Below are 19,983 nucleotides of genomic sequence, written 5' to 3'. Positions count from 1 at the left end.
ACCTCCCCGGTGCCCCGTCCTGTCACATACAGGGCGGGGCACCGTTCTGTTTCGGGCGAACTGCGAGTTGTCAGTGGGGGCGGCGGGAGTTGAGGCGGGCTGCCTGGCGGGTCAGGTGGGTGCGTTCCGCCAGGGTGGGGGCCTTCTTCGCGGCCTCCGCGTAGAGCTTTGCCGCCGTGGTCAGGTCGCCGTCGCGTTCGTGGAGGTACGCGGCCACCGCGGTGTGGCGGGGGAGTGTGTCGTCCAGTGCATCGAGCGCCGCCAGGCCCGCGCGGGGGCCGTCCGCCTCGCCCACGGCGACCGCGCGGTTGAGGCGGACGACCGGGCTGTCGGTCAGCGCGGCGAGTTCGTCGTACCACTCCACGATCTGCACCCAGTCGGTCTCCTCGGCCGTGCGCGCGTCCGCGTGGAGCGCCGCGATGGCCGCCTGCGCCTGGAACTCGCCCAACCGGTCGCGCGCGAGGGCCGTCTGCAGGATCTCGACGCCCTCGGCGATCGACCTGGTGTCCCAGCGGCCACGGTCCTGCTCGGCCAACGGCACCAGGCTGCCGTCGGCGGCGGTCCTGGCGGCGCGGCGGGCGTGGTGGAGCAGCATCAGCGCGAGCAGCCCCGCCACCTCGGGGTGGTCGATCCCCGCCGCGAGCTGCCGGGTGAGCCGGATCGCCTCGGCGGCGAGGTCGACGTCGCCCGAGTAGCCCTCGTTGAAGACCAGGTAGAGGACACGCAGCACCGTCGCGACATCGCCGGGCTGGTCGAACCGTACGCCGGAGACCGTGCGCTTGGCCCGGCTGATGCGCTGCGCCATGGTCGCCTCGGGCACGAGGTACGCCTGGGCGATCTGGCGTGTGGTGAGCCCGCCGACGGCGCGCAGGGTGAGCGCGACGGCGGACGACGGTGTCAGCGACGGGTGGGCGCACAGGAAGTAGAGCTGGAGCGAGTCGTCCACCTCCGGCGCGGGCCCGGGCGCCGGTTCTTCGTCCACGACGTTCTCGCGCCGGCGGCGGGCGGTGTCCGCCCGCGTCGCGTCGAGGAACCGGCGCCACGCCACGGTGACCAGCCAGCCCTTCGCGTCGCGCGGAGGATCGGCCGGCCAGACGCGTACCGCCTCGACCAGCGCGTCCTGTACGGCGTCCTCGGCCGCCGCGAAGTCGGCTCCGCGGCGGACGAGGATGCCGAGGACGCTCGGCGTCAGGCTCCGGAGCAGTACCTCGTTCACGTACGGCTCACTCCGTGACGGTGGGTGCCGCGCCCAGGAACGGGCGCAGTTCGAGCCACTCGTGGATCGGCTTCCCGCCCGCCCCGGGCGCGGCCGACAGCTCCCCGGCCAGCTCGACGGCGCGCTCGTAGCTGTCGACGTCGATCACCATCCAGCCGGCGATGAGGTCCTTGGTCTCGGCGAACGGACCGTCGGTGACGGGCGGACGCCCCTCGCCGCCGTACTGGACGAACGTCCCCTTGGGGGAGAGCGCCTGGCTGTCGACGAACTCGCCGGTCTCCTCAAGACGGGCCGCGAAGTCCTTCATGTACTGGACGTGGTCGATGACCTCGTCCGGCGTCCACTTCTCCATGGGAACGTCGTTGACCGCGGCCGGAGCGCCACGGTAATGCTTGAGCAGCAGGTACTTGGCCATGATGGTTCTCCTCGGTGCCGGCGTGCGACCCATTCTGGTCGCGTTCACAGCAGGGACGGAGCGGGCCACGGGTTCTCGACATGGTCGCGCGAGAAAATTGTTCTGGGGTGCGGCGGGTGGAACGGATCTTGGTGGTGGGGGTCACCGGCGCGGGCAAATCGACGCTCGCCCGAGCGCTGGCCGGCCGTCTGGACCTGACCTACCACGAGATGGACGCGCTCCACTTCACGGGCCCCGACTGGGCGACGAACGAGACGTTCGCCGAAGACGTGTCACGGCTCACCGCCGGGTCCCGCTGGATCGTGGACTCCCTCGGCTACCCGGAGGTCCGTGACCTGCTGTGGGACCGGGCCGACACGGTCGTCTGGCTCGACTATCCGAAGCGCGCCATCATGCCCCGCGTCCTGCGCCGGTCGCTGCGCCGCACCGTCACGCGCGAGCGGATCTTCGGCGGCAACAGGGAAACGTGGAGGGGCTGGCTGAGCCGCGAACACCCGGTGTGGTGGGCCTGGTCCCAACACGCCCCGCGCCGCGCCGAAATCCACCGCCGCGCAAGCGATCCCCGCTTCGCCCCGCTCGCCGTCCACCGCTTCGGCCACCCGGACGAGACGGCGGCGTGGCTGGCGGCGCTCTGACCGACTGCCGGAGCGGCGGGTGTCAGTCCGGGAGGTTCAGGTCCGTCAGTACGTACGTGATGTCCAGGCCCGTCGTCAGGTAGTGCTCGAACAGGCCGTTGTTGAACGCCCACGACGAGCGGCGGCGGCGGATCAGGTCGATTGCTTCTTCGGCCTCCAGGCCGTCCAGCTCCATCAGCGTCTGGGCCACGATCAGGCCGGACCTGTTGTAGCCCGAGTAGCAGCGGACGAGGGCGGTCCTGCCGTCGCGTACCGCGTCCGCCGTCGTCGTGGCCAGGGTCTGCACCGTGCGGATCTGGGGCGGGGTGAGGGAGGCGTCGGGGATCTCGCCGACCAGGTGGTCCACGCCCGGGTCGGGGCCGTGGTCCGGGCGGGTGAAGGCGCTGACGACCAGGTCGAACTCGTCCGTGACCACCACGGGCCGCAGCAGGCCCGTGGTGTCCGTCCAGACATGGCCGCCCATCCAGAGGCCCGGCCTGATCTCGTCCCAGCGGGTTCGGGGGGCGGGGACGTGGTCCTTCTGGCGCGTGTTCACTCATGCTCCTTCGCCGCCCGGCTCATCGAGGTAACGACACGATCCGCCGTTCCCGTTCCCGGTCCGTATTCTGAAGAGCGGAGGGACCCGGACCGCGTTCCCTGAGCCGCAGGAGGAGAGAGGCGTCGTGACCGCGATCGCAGACCGGCCGCACCTGCTGTCGGAGCAGTTCGAAGCCGTGGCCCGATCGCTCGCGCGGGAGGCGGAAGAGCTCAGGCCGGAGCTGATCCACGGAAAACTGGGAGTCAAGCCGGTTCCGGACGGCGATCACGGCCGGATCATTCAGTGGCTGACCCGGATCTGCATCCAGGCGGGCCCTGAGCTGTGGGTCCATGACCAGGGGCTGCGTGTCGAGACCTACCGCACGGGACATGCGCGGCCCGACGGCGTGCTGGCGCCCGCCGACGTGTTCGTCGGGCACGGAGAGTGGGCCGATGCCGGCCCCGCACTCATGGTTGTCGAGGTCACCTCGTACGACTCCGACTCCGACTCCGACTCCGACTCCGACTCCGACACGGACCGGCGCGACCGCGTCGAGAAGCCGCGCGCCTATGCCGAGACCGGGATCCCGGTCTATGCCCTGATCGACAGGGACAGCTGCGAGGTGATCGTGCACAGCGTGCCGGACGGCGTGCGGTACGAGCGGTCCGACCGGATCCCGTTCGGCAAGGCCGTCGAGCTTCCCGCGCCCGTCGGGATCCGGCTGGACACCGAGCCGCTCATGGGCTGGGTGCGCTGAGAGCACCAGGCCCAGGGGCTCCGAGGGCTGGTTTGACCCCCCGTACCGGCGCCCCGTACCCTGAACCTTCGGCGTGTCTATGCACGTCCACTCCTGAGCACCTACCTCCCGGAATTCCGGAGCCCTCGGCTCCCGGGCCTTCGGGGGAGGCCGCTCTCCCTTTCAGGATCGTCTCGGGCCCCGGCCCGTGCGGGCGGCTGGCTTCAGGAGTTCCGTATCGAGCGAGAGTGAGTATCCGTGTACGCCATCGTGCGCAGCGGTGGTCGTCAGCACAAGGTTGCTGTCGACGACATCGTTGAGGTTGACAAGATTCCCACCGCCAAGGTTGGCGACACGATCGAGCTCACCGCTCTGCTCGTGGTTGACGGCGACGCCGTCACCAGCGACCCGTGGGTGCTCGACGGCATCAAGGTCACGGCCGAGGTCGTTGACCACCACAAGGGCGTCAAGATCGACATCCTTCGCTACAAGAACAAGACCGGCTACCGCCGTCGCCAGGGTCACCGCCAGCAGTACACGGCGATCAAGGTCACCGGTATCCCCACCGCCGCGAAGAAGTAAGGGACTGACGAGACATGGCACACAAGAAGGGCGCATCGTCCACCCGTAACGGGCGCGACTCGAATGCGCAGCGGCTCGGCGTGAAGCGCTTCGGCGGTCAGGTCGTCAACGCCGGTGAGATCCTCGTCCGCCAGCGCGGCACCCACTTCCACCCGGGCGCGGGCGTCGGCCGTGGCGGCGACGACACGCTGTTCGCGCTCAACCCCGGTGCGGTCGAGTTCAGCACCGCGCGTGGTCGCAAAGTTGTGAACATCGTTCCGGTTGCCTGACCTCGACTGAGTCGCTGGGCAGCACTGCTGGAACGTTCTGCGCTTGGGGCGGACCTCACTTCTCTGACGGGAAGTGGGTCCGCCTTTCGCGTGTTGTTCGGTATGAGTTTTTCCGTATGTACTGGAGGCAATCCCCATGACCACCTTCGTGGACCGCGTCGAGCTGAATGTCGTCGCGGGTAACGGAGGCCACGGCTGCGCCTCCGTACACCGTGAGAAGTTCAAGCCGCTGGGCGGACCCGACGGCGGCAACGGCGGCCGTGGCGGCGACGTCATCCTGGTCGTCGACCAGGACGTGACGACGCTGCTCGAATACCACCACTCGCCGCACCGCAAGGCCACCAACGGCAGGCCCGGCGAGGGCGCCAACCGTTCGGGCAAGGACGGCCAGGACCTGGTCCTGCCGGTGCCCGACGGGACGGTCGTCCTCGACAAGAAGGGCAACGTCCTCGCCGACCTGGTCGGTCAGGGCACCACGTACGTCGCCGCCGAGGGCGGCCGTGGCGGGCTCGGTAACGCGGCGCTTTCTTCTGCGCGCCGCAAGGCGCCCGGCTTCGCGCTGTTCGGTGTGCCCGGTACGGCCGGTGAGGTCGTCCTGGAGCTGAAGACCGTCGCCGACGTGGCGCTCGTCGGCTACCCGAGCGCCGGCAAGTCCTCGCTGATCTCCGTGCTGTCCGCGGCACGTCCGAAGATCGCGGACTACCCCTTCACCACCCTGGTGCCCAACCTCGGTGTGGTCACGGCGGGTTCGACCGTCTACACCATCGCCGACGTGCCCGGTCTTATCCCCGGCGCCAGCGAGGGCCGCGGGCTGGGCCTTGAGTTCCTGCGCCATGTCGAGCGCTGCTCCGTGCTCGTGCACGTCCTGGACACGGCGACCCTGGAGTCCGACCGTGACCCGGTCACCGACCTCGATGTCATCGAGGAGGAGCTGAAGCAGTACGGCGGGCTCGACGACCGGCCGCGGATGGTCGTCCTCAACAAGATCGACATCCCGGACGGCAAGGAGCTGGCCGAGATGATCCGCCCGGAGCTGGAGAGCCGCGGCTACCGCGTTTTCGAGGCGTCGGCCGTCGCGCACACCGGGCTGAAGGAACTCTCCTTCGCCATCGCCGAGTTCGTCGCCAAGGCCCGTGCCGAGAAGCCGCACGAGGAGGCGACCCGTATCGTCATCCGACCCAAGGCCGTGGACGACGCGGGCTTCACCGTCGCCTTCGACGAAGAGGAAGGCGTCTACCGCGTACGGGGCGAGAAGCCCGAACGCTGGGTGCGGCAGACCGACTTCAGCAACGACGAGGCAGTCGGCTATCTCGCCGACCGGCTCAGCAGGCTCGGCGTCGAGGACCAGCTGCGGAAGGCCGGTGCCCGCGCGGGCGACGGAGTGGCGATCGGCGCCGATGACGACGCGGTCGTCTTCGACTGGGAGCCGACGATGATGGCCGGCGCCGAGATGCTCGGCCGCCGTGGTGAGGACCACCGGCTCGAAGCGCCCCGGCCGGCCGCGCAGCGCCGCAGGGACCGCGACGCCGAACGGGACGACCCGCAGAAGGAGTACGACGACTTCCGGCCGTTCCAGTAGGACGACCGGGGACGCCGCCGGGACGACGACCGGGGACGCCGCCGGGAGGACGCCCGGGGGACTCCGCCGGGGGAGCCGGAGGATGAGCAGGGGCGCCCGCAGGACGTTCGGGCGCCCGGACGTCCCCACGACGTCGTGGCGTCCGCTCCGCAGTACGCCCCGCCCCGGCAAGAGGTCATTCCCGTAACGATCCGGGCCGCCCACGGTCTCGTCACCGACCGTGCGCGGCCCCGTCGCCGCGCGTGCCGTATCCGCCGCGGCCGGCGGCCCGGCGGCCGCGCGGACCCCGTGGACCAGGGAGAACGCGCCAACGTGTGGTGTCGGTCACCTTCTTGGCCGTCGCGCCGCCGGGCAACATCGCTGGCCAGAGGGTGAACGCCCGGTATCGGCCGCATGGCCTGCACCGGGCGTCCGCCTTGCGAGACGGTCACGGAGAGTGCGACCATCGCTCTGTCCTCCACTCGTCTCAAGGCAGGTCGTTCCGTGTCTGTGCTCCATGAAGTCCGGCCCCGCACCACCGCAGTCGTCCTCGCCGGTGGTACCGGCCAGCGCGTGGGCCTGTCGATTCCCAAGCAGTTGCTGAAGATCGCGGGCAAGGCTGTCATCGAGCACACCCTCTGGATCTTCGAGCAGTCCGAGTCCATCGACGACGTGATCGTGCTGATGGCCCCCGGCTACGTGCCCGACGTGGAGAAGATCGTCGCCAAGGCCGGGCTGACCAAGGTCTCCCGGGTCATCGAGGGCGGCACGACACGCAACGAGACCACCGAGCGCGCCATCGAGGCGCTGAGCGAGGGCCTTGCCGAGGGTGAGGACCGCAACGTCCTCTTCCACGACGCCGTACGGCCGTTGCTCTCGCAGCACGTGATCAAGAGCTGTGTGGACGCGCTCGACCGCTACCAGGCCGTCGACGTCGCCATCCCCTCCGCCGACACGATCATCGTGACCCGCACGCACGGTGAGGACGGCGAGTTCATCACCGACGTGCCCGACCGGTCCCGGCTGCGGCGCGGCCAGACCCCGCAGGCGTTCAAGCTCTCCACCATCCGCAGGGCGTACGAGGTCGCCGGCGGAGACCCCAACTTCCAGGCCACCGACGACTGTTCGGTGGTCCTGAAGTACCTGCCCGACGTGCCGATCTACGTGGTCGCGGGCGACGAGTTCAACATGAAGGTCACCCAGCCGGTCGACGTCTTCATCGCCGACAAGCTCTTCCAGCTCGCCTCGACCGCCGCGCCCCGCCAGGCCGACGAAGCGGCCTACCGCGAACTGCTCCAGGGCCGCACGCTCGTCGTCTTCGGCGGCTCGTACGGCATCGGCGCCGACATCGCGGCGCTGGCCGAGCAGTACGGCGCGACGGTCTACGCGCTGGGCCGCTCCACCACCGGTACGCACGTGGAGAATCCGGAGCATGTCGACGACGCGCTGTCGAAGGCGTACTCCGAGACCGGGCGCATCGACTACGTCATCAACACGGCGGGCGTGCTGCGCATCGGCAAGCTCGCCGAGACGGACAACACGACGATCCAGGAAGCCCTGAACGTCAATTACCTGGCGCCGGTGCAGATCGCCCGTGCCTCGTACAAGTACCTGGCCGAGAGCAAGGGCCAGTTGCTGCTCTACACCTCCAGCAGCTACACCAGGGGCCGCGCCGAGTACAGCCTCTATTCGTCCACCAAGGCCGCCATGGTGAATCTCACCCAGGCCCTGTCGGACGAATGGGCGGGCGAAGGCATCCGGGTGAACTGCGTCAATCCGGAGCGTACGGCGACCCCCATGCGCACGAAGGCGTTCGGCGCCGAGCCCGCGGGCTCGCTGCTCTCCTCCGAAGCTGTCGCCCGTACCTCCCTCGACGTGCTCCTCTCCGAACTGACCGGGCACGTCATCGACGTACGCCAACAGGACCCCACCCGCGGGGCTTCCGAGGCGTCCGGCTTCGAACAGGCCCTGGCGGCCGTGCTGGACCGTCAGGGAGATGTGTAATAATCCGTAACAAGTTGTACTTTTCGGGCCTTTGTGCACGCGATTTCGCGTGCACAGGGGCCCGAGTGCGTGAAGCCCCGCCTTCACAATTCCCGCCAACTATGTAATAACCGGCACCCCCTCTGGAGCAGGTTCTTCGTGATTTCGACCGCCATTCGACTGGCCCGCGTGGGCAGCCGGTCAGAGCTGGCCGCGGCAGCCCTGCTGGGGCTTGGGTTCCCGTGCGCCATACTCGCCGCGCTGATTCCGAACATCTGGTTCTTCGCCGTCGCGGTCATCGCGACCTATGCAGCCGACCGGTATCTCTACCACCGCGGCAGCTATTTGATAAACCGGCTCGACAAGGTGCGGGCCGGTCTCGCGATCCGCTTCCTGGCACGCCAGCTCCTGCTGGTCCTGCTGCTGGCCCGGCTGGACCTGGCCGGTGAGGCGCTGACCTACGCGGCGGTGGCCGGCTTCCTGATCTTCTACGCGCTGCACACCGCGCAGGGCGCGCTGGTGATGCTGCTCAGGCTGCGCCGCACGATGCCGGTCGTCACCCGCAACGTGGACCTGCACGCCATAAGGATCCCCAACGCCCCGCCGAACATGCTGGTGCGCCGGGCCAGCGAGAAGATGCTCCACCTCGACCTGCCGATGATGGCCGGGGTGTTCGTCGCCGCCTGGACCGGCACGTACGAGTTCGGGTACGCGGGCGTCGCCCTGACGCTCCTCCTCGCGCTGCTCTACGTGCTGGCCATCGCGCCGTACCTGCGCCGCAGCCGGCTCGTGCCGCCCGCCGCCGACGTGCTCGAAGCCGTCGACGGCTGGCTGCGCGAGTACCAGCCGCAGGTGGTGCTGTACTTCTCCGGCTCCAAGGAGTCGGCGTACCAGGTCAACATGTGGCTCGAAACGATGGAGCAGCTCTCCGAGCGGCCGCTGATCATCCTGCGCGAGCGCGCCATCGCGACCCAGCTCGCCGCCACCCCGGTGCCGGTGATCTGCGTCCCCGGCGGCACGCATCTGATGAACCTCGACCTGTCGACGGTCCGCGTCGCGCTCTACGCCGCGAACGTGGGCAAGAACATCCACCTGCTGCGGGTGCCGACCATGCAGCACGTCTTCATCGGGCACGGCGACAGCGACAAGATCGCCAGCGTCAACCCGTACAGCAAGGTGTACGACGAGGTGTGGACCGCGGGACGGGCGGGCCGCGACCGCTACGCGCTCGCCGACGTCGGCGTGCGTGACGACGACATCGTCGAGGTGGGCCGCCCGCAGCTCGCCCCGATCGAGCAGGGCACCGGCACGACGCGCAAGCCGATCCCGACGATCCTCTACGCGCCGACCTGGGAGGGCTGGGACGACAACCCCGGCAACACCTCGCTGCTGCTGGCCGGCGAGAACATCGTCAAGCGGCTGCTCGACGCGGAGCAGCCCGTTCGGGTCATCTACAAGCCACACCCCTTCACCGGCATCCGCGACAAGAAGGCCAAGGCCGTTCACGCGCGGCTGATGGAGATGGTGAACGAGGCGACGGCGGCCAGGGCGGCCGAGCCGCGCTGGGCCGAGGCAGCGGCGGCCGCGCGCGGCGAGCAGGAGGCGGCGCGCGCCGACCTGGCGCGTATCGAGGCGCGGCTCGCCGAGCTGACGGCGCCCGGCCGGTCCGGCGGGGACGAGTCGGAGGGGTCGCGGGTCGCCCTCGCCGACCAGGACCGGCTCGACGAGGCCAAGCGGCTGCGTGACGAGTGGAACGCCGCCTACTGGCGTTCCTTCGGCTGGTGGGAGCACAAGGTCGTCACCGGCGCCGAGCCCAAGCTGTACGACTGCTTCAACGAGACCGACGGCATGGTCTCGGACATCTCCAGCGTGGTGTCGGACTTCATCGCGAGCGGCAAGCCGTACGCGGTCACCGACTCGGCGGCGCTGGGTGCCGAGGAGTTCAAGCGGCAGAACACCGCCGTACGGGCCGCCGTGATCCTGTCCAACAGCGCGCAGGAGCTGGACGAGCTGCTGGCGGCTGTCGCCGCTCCGGCATCCGACCCGCTCACCGAGCGCAGGGCCGAGCTGAAGCGCTATCTGCTCGGTCCCGACGAGCCGACGTCGATGGAGCAGTTCGACGCCGCTGTGGCCGCACTGGCCGAGAAGGCCGAGGTGCGCAACGTGGGTGTGCGCAAGCGGCTGGCGGAGCCCGAGGAGGCGGCGGGTCTCGACGACTCGGCGCCGGAGGCGGCGGACCCGGCGGACTCGGACGACCCGTCGGCGGACAGCGAGCGGAACTCGCACGACTCGCCCGTAGGGGGCTGAGTCCCGGTAGGCGCGGAACCCGGCGGTGCCGTCCTTGGACGGCGCCGCCGGGTTTTTCGTGCGGTACGGGCCATAGCGGGCGTGATCCCGGCCCCTTGTGACAGGCCTCACACAGACTGAGGAGATGACAGGACAACCAACTTTGCGTTCATCCTGTCTTGAGATTTGATGAATAACATGCCAGCTCCTGACGTAAGCGTGATCATTGGGGCATACGAAGCGATGCCCTATCTGACCCGCTGCCTGGAGTCGGTGGCAGCCCAGACGCTGGACGCCGACCGCATCGAGATCGTCGCCGTCGACGACGGCTCCACCGACGGCACGGCGGAGTACCTGGACAGCTTCGCCGCCGACTCGGCCATCCCGACGAGGGTGCTGCACCAGGCCAACTCCGGAGGTCCCAGCGGACCGCGCAACGTGGGCCTGGGCATGGCGCGCGGCCGGTTCGTCTTCTTCCTCGACGCCGACGACTACCTGGGTCCCGAGGCGCTGGAGCGGCTGGTCGCCATGGCGGACAAGGCCGGTACCGACGTGGTGGCCGGCAAGGCGGAGGGCGTCAACCGGGTGGCTCCCCGGTCGATGTGGACCCGTACGACCGAGCGCGTCAACATCTACAACTCACGGATCATGTACGCGCTGAGCGCCCAGAAGCTCTTCCGGCGCGAGCTGCTCGTACGCCGCGGCATGCGCTTCGACGAGACGCTGCGCACCGGCGAGGACGCCGTGTTCACCATGGAGGCGTTCCTGTGCGGCAACGGTGTGTCGGTGGTCGCCGACTACACCTGCTACTACCTGGTCGGCCGTACGGACGGCAAGCACGCGACGCAGAGCGGCAGCCACGTCGACAGGTTCGAGTCGGCAGCCGCCCTGATGAAACTGATCACCGAGCATGCCGCGCCCGGTTCGAAGACGGAGAAGCTGCTGGTCAGGCCGTTCACCGTCACGCTGGTCCAGCAGTTCAAGCACCAGCTGCTGCGGGAGTCCGAGGAGGTCAGACAGCAGAAGATGGAGCTGGCCGCCCCGCTGATGGAGCGCTACTGGACCCCGGGTGTCGCGAAGCGGCTGCGGGTCGCCGACCGGCTGAGACTCGAATGCGTCGCGCTGGGCCGGCTCGACGTGCTGATGGACGTGGTCGAGTTCATGACGGCGAAGAAGGTGCCCGAGGTGGTGCGCAGGGGCCGCGAGCGCACGCCGTACCTCGCCTACCCGCACTTCAGGAGCCGCAAGGCCGGCATCCCGGACGCCGCGTACGAGGTCACCGTGGCCGAGAAGGTGGGCGACGAGCGGGTGGAACCGTCGAAGGGGATCGTCGGACGCACCTCCATGGCCCGCAGGGTGGCCCGCCGGCTCCGTACCCGGCTACGGGGCGCGTCCGCGTCGGCTTGACGCGTGGCGAGTGCTCGCCGGCCGGCTGACGTAGGGTCGGTTTGGCGAGCCAAGTCGGCCTGTTGCAGCATGAGTTGACGTCAACAATCGACCGTACGGGGCGGCCGGAAGGCCCACTGCCGGGGATACGGCTCATGGCCGCGCCGGAAATCGTGGGTAAAGTCGGACTGCCGGGCGACGCCCGGACCGCAACGTCATTCTCGGCAGGGGATACGCATAGTGAAGGCTCTCGTACTTTCCGGTGGAGCGGGTACCCGCCTGCGCCCCATCACGCACACCTCGGCCAAACAGCTCGTCCCCGTGGCGAACAAGCCGGTGCTCTTCTACGGCCTGGAGGCCATCGCCGAGGCGGGCATCACCGAAGTGGGGGTGATCGTCGGCGACACGGCCGAGGAGATCCAGGAGGCGGTCGGCGACGGCTCGCAGTTCGGGATCAAGGTCACCTACCTCCAGCAGGAGGCGCCGCTGGGCCTCGCCCACGCCGTCCTGATCGCCCGCGACTTCCTCGCCGACGACGACTTCGTCATGTACCTCGGTGACAACTTCATCGTCGGCGGCATCACCGGGCTGGTGGACGGCTTCCGCGAGGAGCGCCCCGAGGCCCAGATCCTGCTGACCCGGGTGCCCAACCCGACCTCCTTCGGTGTCGCGGAACTCGACGCCGACGGCCGGGTCGTGGCCCTGGAGGAGAAGCCGGAGAAGCCCAAGAGCGATCTGGCGCTCGTCGGCGTCTATCTCTTCACCCCCGCCGTCCACGAGGCGGTGCGCTCCATCGAGCCGTCCTGGCGCGGCGAGCTGGAGATCACCCACGCCATCCAGTGGCTGATCGACCAGCGGCGGGACGTACGGTCCACGACGATCTCCGGGTACTGGAAGGACACCGGGAACGTCACGGACATGCTGGAGGTCAACCGCTCGGTGCTGGAGCGGCTGGAGCCGAGCTGCGAGGGCACGGTCGACGAGGCCAGTGAGATCGTGGGCCGGGTCAGGATCGAGAAGGGCGCCAAGGTCACCGGCAGCCGCATCGTGGGACCCGCGATCATCGGCGCCGGCACGGTCGTCTGCGACGCGTACGTCGGCCCCTTCACCTCGGTCTCCGAGGGGTGCACCATCAACGACAGCGAGATCGAGTACTCGATCGTGCTGCGGGACTCCTCCATCGTCGGTGTGCGCCGCGTCGAGACCTCCCTGATCGGCCGCAACGTCGAGGTGACCCCCGCCCCCCGCAACCCGTCCGTCCACCGACTCGTCCTCGGCGACCACAGCAAGGTGCAGATCTCTTCATGACGACTTCCGCCACGCCCACCCGCATCCTGGTGACCGGCGGCGCCGGCTTCATCGGCTCGCACTACGTCCGTACGGTCCTCGGCCCGCAGGGGCCGGGCGACGTCGCCGTCACCGTCCTCGACAAGCTCACCTACGCGGGCAACCCCGCCAATCTCGACGAGGTGCGCGCCCACCCCGGCTTCTCCTTCGTCGAGGGCGACATCTGCGACCCGGAGCTGGTCGGCAAGCTGATGGCCGACCACGACCAGGTGGTGCACTTCGCCGCGGAGTCGCACGTCGACCGGTCCATCGACGGCGGCGCCGAGTTCGTCCGGACGAACGTGGTGGGCACCCACACCCTGATCGACGCCGCGCACCGCGCCGGGATCAAGACCTTCGTGCACATCTCCACCGACGAGGTGTACGGCTCGATCGACGAGGGCTCCTGGCCCGAGACGGACCCGCTGGCGCCCAACTCGCCCTATTCGGCGGCGAAGGCGTCCAGCGATCTGATCGCTTTGTCGTACCACCGCACCCACGGCCTCGACGTGCGGGTGACCCGCTGCTCCAACAACTACGGGCACCACCACTTCCCCGAGAAGGTCATCCCGCTGTTCATCACGAACCTGCTGGACGGCAAGAAGGTTCCGCTGTACGGCGACGGCGGGAACGTGCGGGACTGGCTGCACATCGACGACCACGTGCAGGGCATCGAGCTGGTCCGTACGAAGGGGAAGGCCGGTGAGGTCTACAACATCGGCGGCGGCACGGAAATGTCCAACAAGGAGCTGACAGGCCTCCTGCTGGACGCCTGCGGCGCCGACTGGGACACCAGCGTCGAGTACGTGACCGACCGCAAGGGCCACGACCGCCGCTACTCCGTGGACTGCGCCAAGATCCGCGACGAGCTGGGCTACGAGCCCCGCAAGGACTTCGCCACCGGCCTCGCCGAGACCGTCCGCTGGTACCGCGACCACCGGGACTGGTGGGAACCGCTGAAGGAGCGCGCCGCGCTCGCCCCGGCCGCGGCGGTACGGGCGTGAGCGGCGGCTGGCTGGTCACCGGAGCCGGCGGCATGCTGGGCCAGGACCTGCTGGCCCGCAGGGCGGCCGTCGGAGCGCCCGCTGTCGGTCTGGACCGCACCGCCCTGGACATCACCGACCCGGCCGCCGTACGGGCCGCCCTGGCGGCGCACAGCCCCGCACTGGTCGTCAACTGCGCCGCCTGGACGGCCGTTGACGACGCGGAGGCCAAGGAGGACCAGGCGCTCGCCGTGAACGGGACAGGGCCGCGGGTGCTCGCCGAGGCGTGCCGCGAGGCCGGCGCCGTCCTGCTCCAGGTCTCCACGGACTACGTGTTCGCGGGCGACGCCGTGAAGCCGTACGCGGAGGACGCCCCCACCGACCCGCGCAGCGCCTACGGCCGTACGAAGGAGGCCGGGGAGCGCGCCGTGCTCGACGTGCTGCCGCAGACGGGCTACGTCGTCCGTACGGCATGGCTGTACGGCGCGGGCGGCGGCAATTTCGTCCGAACGATGATGCGGCTCGAAGCGGTCAAGGACACACTCGATGTGGTGAATGACCAGCGCGGTCAGCCCACTTGGACGGTGGATCTGGCCGAGCGGCTGAGCGACCTCGGCGAAGCGGCCCTCGCGGGCAGCGCGCCGGCCGGGGTGTACCACGGCACCAGCGCCGGGGAGACGACCTGGTTCGGGCTGACCCAGGAGATCTTCCGGCTGCTCGGCGCCGATCCGGACCGGGTGCGGCCGACGACCAGCGCCGAGTTCGTACGCCCCGCGCCTCGCCCGGCGTACAGCGTGCTCGGACACGATCGCTGGCGTGAGGCTGATCTCATTCCGATGCGGAACTGGCAGGTCGCGCTGGGGGAAGCGTTCCCCGCGCTGCTCGCCGCAGAGGGCCGAAGTACGGTTACTGGCCAGTAGAAGTTTACGTGCTGTCCGCCGAGGGGCTAACTTCGCTCAGAATCAAGGCTTCCATGTTTGATTCTCAGTGAAGGGCACCTCAGTGGACCGCCACGGCTTCCTGCGCCAACTGCACCGCGTCTACAAACCCCGCAACTACCTGGAGATCGGGGTCAACGACGGGCGCAGCCTGGCGCTGTCCCGCGTCCCCTCCGTCGCAGTGGACCCCGCCTTCAAGGTCGTGAAGGCGCTCAGCTGCGACGTCCATCTGGTGCGCGCGACGAGCGACGACTTCTTCGCCCGCAAGGACCCGCTGCTGCACCTGCGTCCCGGACGTAACCCGTTCCGCGCGCTGGCCCGCAAGGACCCCCTCGCGCTCCTCGGCGGCGACCCGACGCTGGAGCTGTCGTTCATCGACGGCATGCACCTGTTCGAGTTCGCCCTGCGCGACTTCATGAACGTCGAGCGCCACGCCCGCTGGTCCAGCGTCGTCGTGCTCGACGACATGCTGCCCCGCAACATCGACGAGGCCGCGCGCGACCGGCACACCGACGCCTGGACCGGCGACGTCTACAAGGTCGCCCAGGTGCTCCGCCGCTTCCGCCCCGACCTGCTGGTGGTCGAGGTCGACACGGCGCCCACCGGCGTCCTGGTGATCTTCGGGATGGACCCGACGAACACCGTCCTCAAGGACAACTACGACGACATCATCAAGGAGTACGTCGTCCCGGACCCGCAGGCGGTCCCCGACGAGACGCTCGTCCGCAAGAACGCCGTCGCTCCGGAGACCCTGCTCGGCGCGAGCTTCTGGCGCCAGCTCTCGCGCGCACGCGACCTGCGCCGCCCGCGCTCGACATTCACGCAGCTGCGCCGGCAGATCGAGTCGGTCGGACACTGAACGTGTCCGTCGCGTCGTAAGTGACCGCCGGGGCCGATTAGCACCATCGGTCCCGGCGGTCTTTCAGCTCCGCCCGCCCCGCCGCCCGTTGGGCTTGATCGCCACGTGACGGAAGTGTGCGGGAGTGAGGGCGCAATTAGTCCGCCCGGGATCCGGGGGATATTCTGACCGAACGTGATCCCGGAGTCAGACGTCGGGGCGCCTTCTGACGAGTTGGGGCTTGTTCAATGTCGGTCAAGGTCAGTGTGGTCATTCCGGTGTACAACCCGGGCCGGTACATCGAGGACTGCATCGAGTCCCTTCTGCGCCAGAGCCTGCCGGACGACGAATACGAAGCGATCTTCGTGAACGACGGCTCCACCGACGAGACCCCCGCCCGGCTCGACCAACTGGCCGCCGAGCACGAGCATGTGCAGGTCATTCATCAGGAGCCGTCCGGCTGGTCCGGCAAGCCCCGCAATGTCGGAATCGCCGCCGCTCGCGGCGAGTTCGTCATGTTCGTCGACAACGACGACTGGCTCGGCGACGAGGCCCTTGAGCGCATGTACGAGTACGGCGTCGCCAACGAGGCGGATGTGATCATCGGAAAGATGGCAGGGAAAGGCAGGCCCGTTCCCCTCCAGCTCTTCCGGGTCAATCGGCCGCGTGCCAACGTCGACAATGCGCCGCTGATCGACAGTCTCACGCCCCACAAAATGTTTCGCAAAGATTTCCTCGACAAGCACGCGATTCGATTCAAGGAGGGTCGCAGGCGCCTTGAGGACCATGTCTTCGTCGCCGAGACCTATCTGCTCGCCTCCAGCGTCGCGGTGCTCAGCGATTACGTGTGTTATTACCACGTAAAGCGCGAGGACGCCTCCAACGCGGGGTTCCAGCGATTCGATCCGGTGGGTTACTTCACGAATCTCCGCGAGGCGCTCGACGTCGTCGAACGCAACACGCAGCCGGGCCCGCTGCGGGACAAGCTCTACCGCCGCTGGCTGCGCAACGAGATGGTGGAACGGCTGCGCGGCACCCGCCTGACGACCCTGCCCGACGACTACCGCAAAGAGCTGTTCGACGAGATCAGCGCCGTGGTCAACGAGCGCATGACCAGCCCCGCCATCGCCGCCGGCATGCAGCCCACGCAGCAGATCGTCGCCGCGCTCGTCGCCGCCGGCAAGTTCGCCGAGACCGAGGAACTCGCCCGCTGGGAAGGGGAGATCAGGCCCACCGGGCGGCTGGAGGAGATGAGCTGGGACGGCGGCAGGCTCAACCTCCGCGTCACCGCCGAGTACGAGGTCGCGCACGCCCCGATCACCTTCCGCACCGAGGACGGCGAGGACCAGCTCAACCTCCCGTTCGACGCGGCGACCCTCGAAGCGGTACGCGCGGCCGGGGCCAGCACCCGCGCCACGGTCGACCAGGCCGACGCCAGCATCGTCGTACGGGAACGCACCACGGCCGCCGAGTTCTACCTGCCCGCAGAACTGGTCCGTGAGCGGGTGCCCGCGCCGGACGGCGCCGACGACACCCACTTCCGGCTGCTGCTGCGCGCCACGTCGTACCTCGACCCGGAGACCGCCGCCGGCGGCTCGCCGCTCGGCCCCGGCATCTGGGACTTCTACGTACGGGTCAACGCCTGCGGCTGGGGCAAGACGGCCCGGCTCGGCTCGCTGCGCGCCGGCTCCGTCGACACGGCCCGGCGGGGAGCGCTCAGCGGGACGCCGGCCCGGCTCGTCCTGCCGTACTGGACCGACCCGTACAACAACCTGTCGCTCGATGTCGACCACGCGACCAACCGGTTCAACGCCGACGTCAGGGCGCTGACCCCCGACGGCGTCACCCTGAAGACCGAACACGGCTCGGCCGCGCGGCTGTCCTTCCCGCTGCCGCTGCGGGTGACCGGCGACACCGACGCCACGCTGCGGTTCAAGGCACCGGCCCGCTCGGACGACGTGCAGGTCCCGGCCGTCCTCGCCCCCGCCGGCGAGGGCGCCGTCCTCACCGCCGAGCTGCCCGCGACCCTGCTCGCCGGACGGGACTGGGAGATCGAGCTGGGCCTGCCGTCAGCGAAGCGCGGCGCCCCGCGCTTCACCCTGCTGCCGGTCGGCCTGCGGGTCGCCAAGCACGGCAGGGCGACGGCGCTGCCCGCCGCGCAGCTCGCCGGCACCGGCCGCAAGCGGGCCACGGCACGCTCCCTGCCGCGCCGGGTGCTCGGCCGTATCCGCCGCGCGCTCGTCAGGTCCTGACCGACCCACCGACGCCGGGCCCGACCGGCGGCAGATCCCGAACCACGGAAAACCGAGCCGAGGAAAAGCACGCACTATGCGACCTCTGTCCATCGAAGGCGCCTGGGTACACGAGCCGAAGATCTTCCCCGACGACCGGGGTTCCTTCCACGAGTGGTTCCAGGCACCCGGCTTCCGCGAGGCCACAGGCCACGACCTGAACCTCGCCCAGGCCAACTGCTCCGTCTCCCGGCGCGGCACGCTCCGGGGCATCCACTACGCCGATGTGCCGCCCAGCCAGGCCAAGTACGTGAAATGCGTGAGCGGCGCCGTCCTCGACCTGATCGTGGACATCCGGGTCGGCTCGCCGACGTACCGGCAGTGGGAGATCGTCCGGCTGGACAGCGAGACCCATCACGCGGTCTACCTCTCCGAAGGGCTGGGACACGCGTTCCTCGCGCTGACCGACGACGCGACCGTGGTCTACCTCTGCTCCGAGGGCTACGCGCCCACCCGCGAGCACGGCATCGACCCGCTCGACCCGGACCTCGCGATCGACTGGCCGCAGGACATCACCCCGCTCCTGTCGCCGAAGGACGCCGAGGCGCCCACGCTCGCCGAGGCCGAGCGGCAGGGTCTGCTGCCCCTCTACGAGGACTGCGTCGCCTTCAGGACCGGACTGTCCACCCCCTGAAAGGCCGCGCCGCCGCGCACTGAGGTGCGCGTACGCTGCTCAGCCGGGACGCGGACCGGACAGCGAGAGCAGAGGCAGCGCACGTGGCAGCGGCACGACAGGACGCAGTGACACGGCAGGACGTGGTGGCGGGGGCCCACCGGATCGTCGTCAAGGTCGGCTCCTCGTCACTCACCACCGCGGCGGGCGGGCTCGACGCCGACCGGGTCGACGCGCTCGTGGACGCGCTCGCCGCCGTGCGGGGCGGCGGCGAGAAGGAGATCGTGCTGGTCTCCAGCGGTGCCATCGCCGCAGGACTCGCCCCGCTCGGTTTCCCCCGGCGCCCCAGGGACCTGGCCCGCCAGCAGGCCGCCGCCAGCGTCGGCCAGGGGCTGCTGGTGGCCCGCTACACCGCGTCGTTCGCGCGCTACGGCGTACGGGTCGGGCAGGTGTTGCTGACCTCCGACGACACCAGCCGCCGCGCCCACTACCGCAACGCGTACGCCACCTTCGACCAGCTCCTCGGGATGGGCGTCGTGCCCGTCGTCAACGAGAACGACACCGTCGCCACCGACGAGATCCGCTTCGGCGACAACGACCGGCTCGCCGCGCTCGTCGCCCATCTCGTCCGGGCCGACCTGCTTGTCCTGCTCTCCGACGTCGACGGCCTGTACGACGGCGACCCGAGCACGGCGGGCACCTCCCGGATCGCCGAGGTGCACGGCCCTGCCGACCTGGCCGGCATCTCCATCGGCAGCACGGGCAAGGCCGGGCTCGGCACCGGCGGGATGGCCACCAAGGTCGAGGCGGCCAGGATCGCGGCCGCCGCGGGCGTGCCCGTCGTGCTGACCTCGGCCAGCCACGCCGCCGACGGGCTCGCGGGACGCGACACCGGCACGTACTTCCACGCCACCGGACGCCGCTCGGCCGGCCGGCTGCTGTGGCTCGCGCACGCCTCCGCGCCGCGCGGCGCGCTCACCCTCGACGAAGGCGCCGTACGGGCCGTCGTCGAGCGGCACAGCTCACTGCTGGCCGCCGGGATCGCCGCCGTCGAGGGGGAGTTCAGCGCGGGCGACCCCGTCGAGCTGCGCGACCCCGCGGGCAGCGCCGTCGCGCGCGGCCTCGTCAACTTCGACGCCAAGGAGATCCCGCAGCTCCTCGGCCGCTCCACCCGCGACCTGGCACGCGAACTCGGGCCCGCCTACGAGCGCGAGGTCGTACACAGGGACGATCTGGTGATCCTCCGCCCCTGAAGCGCCCCTGGAGCGCCCCCGGTTCGGCTGAAACTCCGGTCTTCTCCGTCGGAGCTTTAGCAAAACCACCCCGCGTCCACCGAAGGACTGGTCAACTTTGTCTCGGGGGTAGGAAGTCTCGGGGGTACCGAACGGGGTAGCACGATGAGCAGCAACAG

The 19,983-nt window shown here is 69.7% G+C and carries 18 protein-coding genes; 15 read left to right on the top strand and 3 right to left on the bottom strand.

All coding sequences use genetic code 11. The features are described from left to right. Window positions 1–70 precede the first annotated feature (70 nt). Window positions 71–1,216, bottom strand: coding sequence for an RNA polymerase sigma factor (locus OHS57_RS12565; protein WP_328581964.1), 1,146 nt, complete (start codon window positions 1,214–1,216; stop codon window positions 71–73). A gap of 7 nt (window positions 1,217–1,223) precedes the next feature. Next, window positions 1,224–1,631 carry a YciI family protein gene (locus tag OHS57_RS12560; protein ID WP_041989798.1) on the bottom strand — a complete coding sequence of 136 codons (408 nt, stop codon included), beginning with the start codon at window positions 1,629–1,631 and terminating at the stop codon, window positions 1,224–1,226. A gap of 116 nt (window positions 1,632–1,747) precedes the next feature. Between OHS57_RS12560 and OHS57_RS12555 the strand changes: the two genes are divergently transcribed. Beyond that, the gene (locus tag OHS57_RS12555) at window positions 1,748–2,266 is read left to right on the top strand and encodes an AAA family ATPase (RefSeq protein WP_328581963.1); all 519 of its coding nucleotides are present in this window, start codon (window positions 1,748–1,750) and stop codon (window positions 2,264–2,266) included. Window positions 2,267–2,288: 22 nt separating this feature from the next. On the opposite strand, the gene OHS57_RS12550 is transcribed toward OHS57_RS12555, so the two are convergent. Further along, window positions 2,289–2,801 (bottom strand): protein-tyrosine phosphatase family protein, encoded by a 513-nt coding sequence (locus OHS57_RS12550; RefSeq protein WP_328581962.1) that lies wholly within the window; start codon window positions 2,799–2,801, stop codon window positions 2,289–2,291. A gap of 127 nt (window positions 2,802–2,928) precedes the next feature. Here OHS57_RS12550 and OHS57_RS12545 point away from each other — a divergent pair, with 127 nt between their 5' ends. The 14 genes from OHS57_RS12545 to proB all read left to right on the top strand — a co-directional run bounded on the left by OHS57_RS12545 (window position 2,929) and on the right by proB (window position 19,825). Next, the gene (locus OHS57_RS12545) at window positions 2,929–3,540 is read left to right on the top strand and encodes a Uma2 family endonuclease (RefSeq protein ID WP_328581961.1); all 612 of its coding nucleotides are present in this window, start codon (window positions 2,929–2,931) and stop codon (window positions 3,538–3,540) included. A gap of 237 nt (window positions 3,541–3,777) precedes the next feature. Next, window positions 3,778–4,101 (top strand): 50S ribosomal protein L21, encoded by a 324-nt coding sequence (gene rplU / locus OHS57_RS12540; protein WP_041989823.1) that lies wholly within the window; start codon window positions 3,778–3,780, stop codon window positions 4,099–4,101. Window positions 4,102–4,115: 14 nt separating this feature from the next. Then, the gene (rpmA, locus tag OHS57_RS12535; protein WP_041989826.1) at window positions 4,116–4,370 is read left to right on the top strand and encodes a 50S ribosomal protein L27; all 255 of its coding nucleotides are present in this window, start codon (window positions 4,116–4,118) and stop codon (window positions 4,368–4,370) included. 136 nt (window positions 4,371–4,506) lie between these two features. After that, the gene (gene obgE, locus OHS57_RS12530; RefSeq protein WP_328581960.1) at window positions 4,507–5,949 is read left to right on the top strand and encodes a GTPase ObgE; all 1,443 of its coding nucleotides are present in this window, start codon (window positions 4,507–4,509) and stop codon (window positions 5,947–5,949) included. A gap of 483 nt (window positions 5,950–6,432) precedes the next feature. Beyond that, the gene (locus tag OHS57_RS12525; protein ID WP_041989832.1) at window positions 6,433–7,932 is read left to right on the top strand and encodes a bifunctional cytidylyltransferase/SDR family oxidoreductase; all 1,500 of its coding nucleotides are present in this window, start codon (window positions 6,433–6,435) and stop codon (window positions 7,930–7,932) included. Window positions 7,933–8,100: 168 nt separating this feature from the next. After that, window positions 8,101–10,218 (top strand): hypothetical protein, encoded by a 2,118-nt coding sequence (locus OHS57_RS12520; protein WP_328581959.1) that lies wholly within the window; start codon window positions 8,101–8,103, stop codon window positions 10,216–10,218. Between the two features lie 168 nt (window positions 10,219–10,386). After that, window positions 10,387–11,604 (top strand): glycosyltransferase family 2 protein, encoded by a 1,218-nt coding sequence (locus tag OHS57_RS12515; RefSeq protein ID WP_328581958.1) that lies wholly within the window; start codon window positions 10,387–10,389, stop codon window positions 11,602–11,604. Between the two features lie 219 nt (window positions 11,605–11,823). Further along, window positions 11,824–12,891 carry a glucose-1-phosphate thymidylyltransferase gene (locus OHS57_RS12510; RefSeq protein ID WP_041989841.1) on the top strand — a complete coding sequence of 356 codons (1,068 nt, stop codon included), beginning with the start codon at window positions 11,824–11,826 and terminating at the stop codon, window positions 12,889–12,891. Next, window positions 12,888–13,913 (top strand): dTDP-glucose 4,6-dehydratase, encoded by a 1,026-nt coding sequence (rfbB, locus tag OHS57_RS12505; protein WP_328581957.1) that lies wholly within the window; start codon window positions 12,888–12,890, stop codon window positions 13,911–13,913. Before OHS57_RS12510 ends, rfbB begins: the two co-directional genes overlap by 4 nt. Then, on the top strand, window positions 13,910–14,812 hold the full coding sequence (gene rfbD / locus OHS57_RS12500) for a dTDP-4-dehydrorhamnose reductase (RefSeq protein WP_328581956.1): 903 nt from the start codon (window positions 13,910–13,912) through the stop codon (window positions 14,810–14,812). The genes rfbB and rfbD overlap by 4 nt, the downstream gene beginning before the upstream one ends. Before the next feature lie 82 nt (window positions 14,813–14,894). Further along, window positions 14,895–15,689: a methyltransferase type 11 gene (locus OHS57_RS12495; RefSeq protein ID WP_041989846.1), complete on the top strand. Its 795-nt coding sequence runs from the start codon at window positions 14,895–14,897 to the stop codon at window positions 15,687–15,689. Between the two features lie 227 nt (window positions 15,690–15,916). Further along, entirely contained in the window at window positions 15,917–17,920 is a 2,004-nt protein-coding gene (locus OHS57_RS12490; protein ID WP_328581955.1) for a glycosyltransferase family 2 protein, read from the top strand. Between the two features lie 76 nt (window positions 17,921–17,996). After that, window positions 17,997–18,593, top strand: a complete 597-nt coding sequence (gene rfbC, locus OHS57_RS12485; RefSeq protein ID WP_328581954.1) for a dTDP-4-dehydrorhamnose 3,5-epimerase — start codon at window positions 17,997–17,999, stop codon at window positions 18,591–18,593. Window positions 18,594–18,718: 125 nt separating this feature from the next. After that, on the top strand, window positions 18,719–19,825 hold the full coding sequence (gene proB, locus OHS57_RS12480) for a glutamate 5-kinase (protein WP_041996389.1): 1,107 nt from the start codon (window positions 18,719–18,721) through the stop codon (window positions 19,823–19,825). Window positions 19,826–19,983 lie beyond the last annotated feature (158 nt).

The organism is Streptomyces sp. NBC_00370 (assembly GCF_036084755.1).
GTDB lineage: Bacteria > Actinomycetota > Actinomycetes > Streptomycetales > Streptomycetaceae > Streptomyces.
Note: the sequence above shows the minus strand (reverse complement) of the source record. Positions and strands in the feature narration are given on the sequence as shown.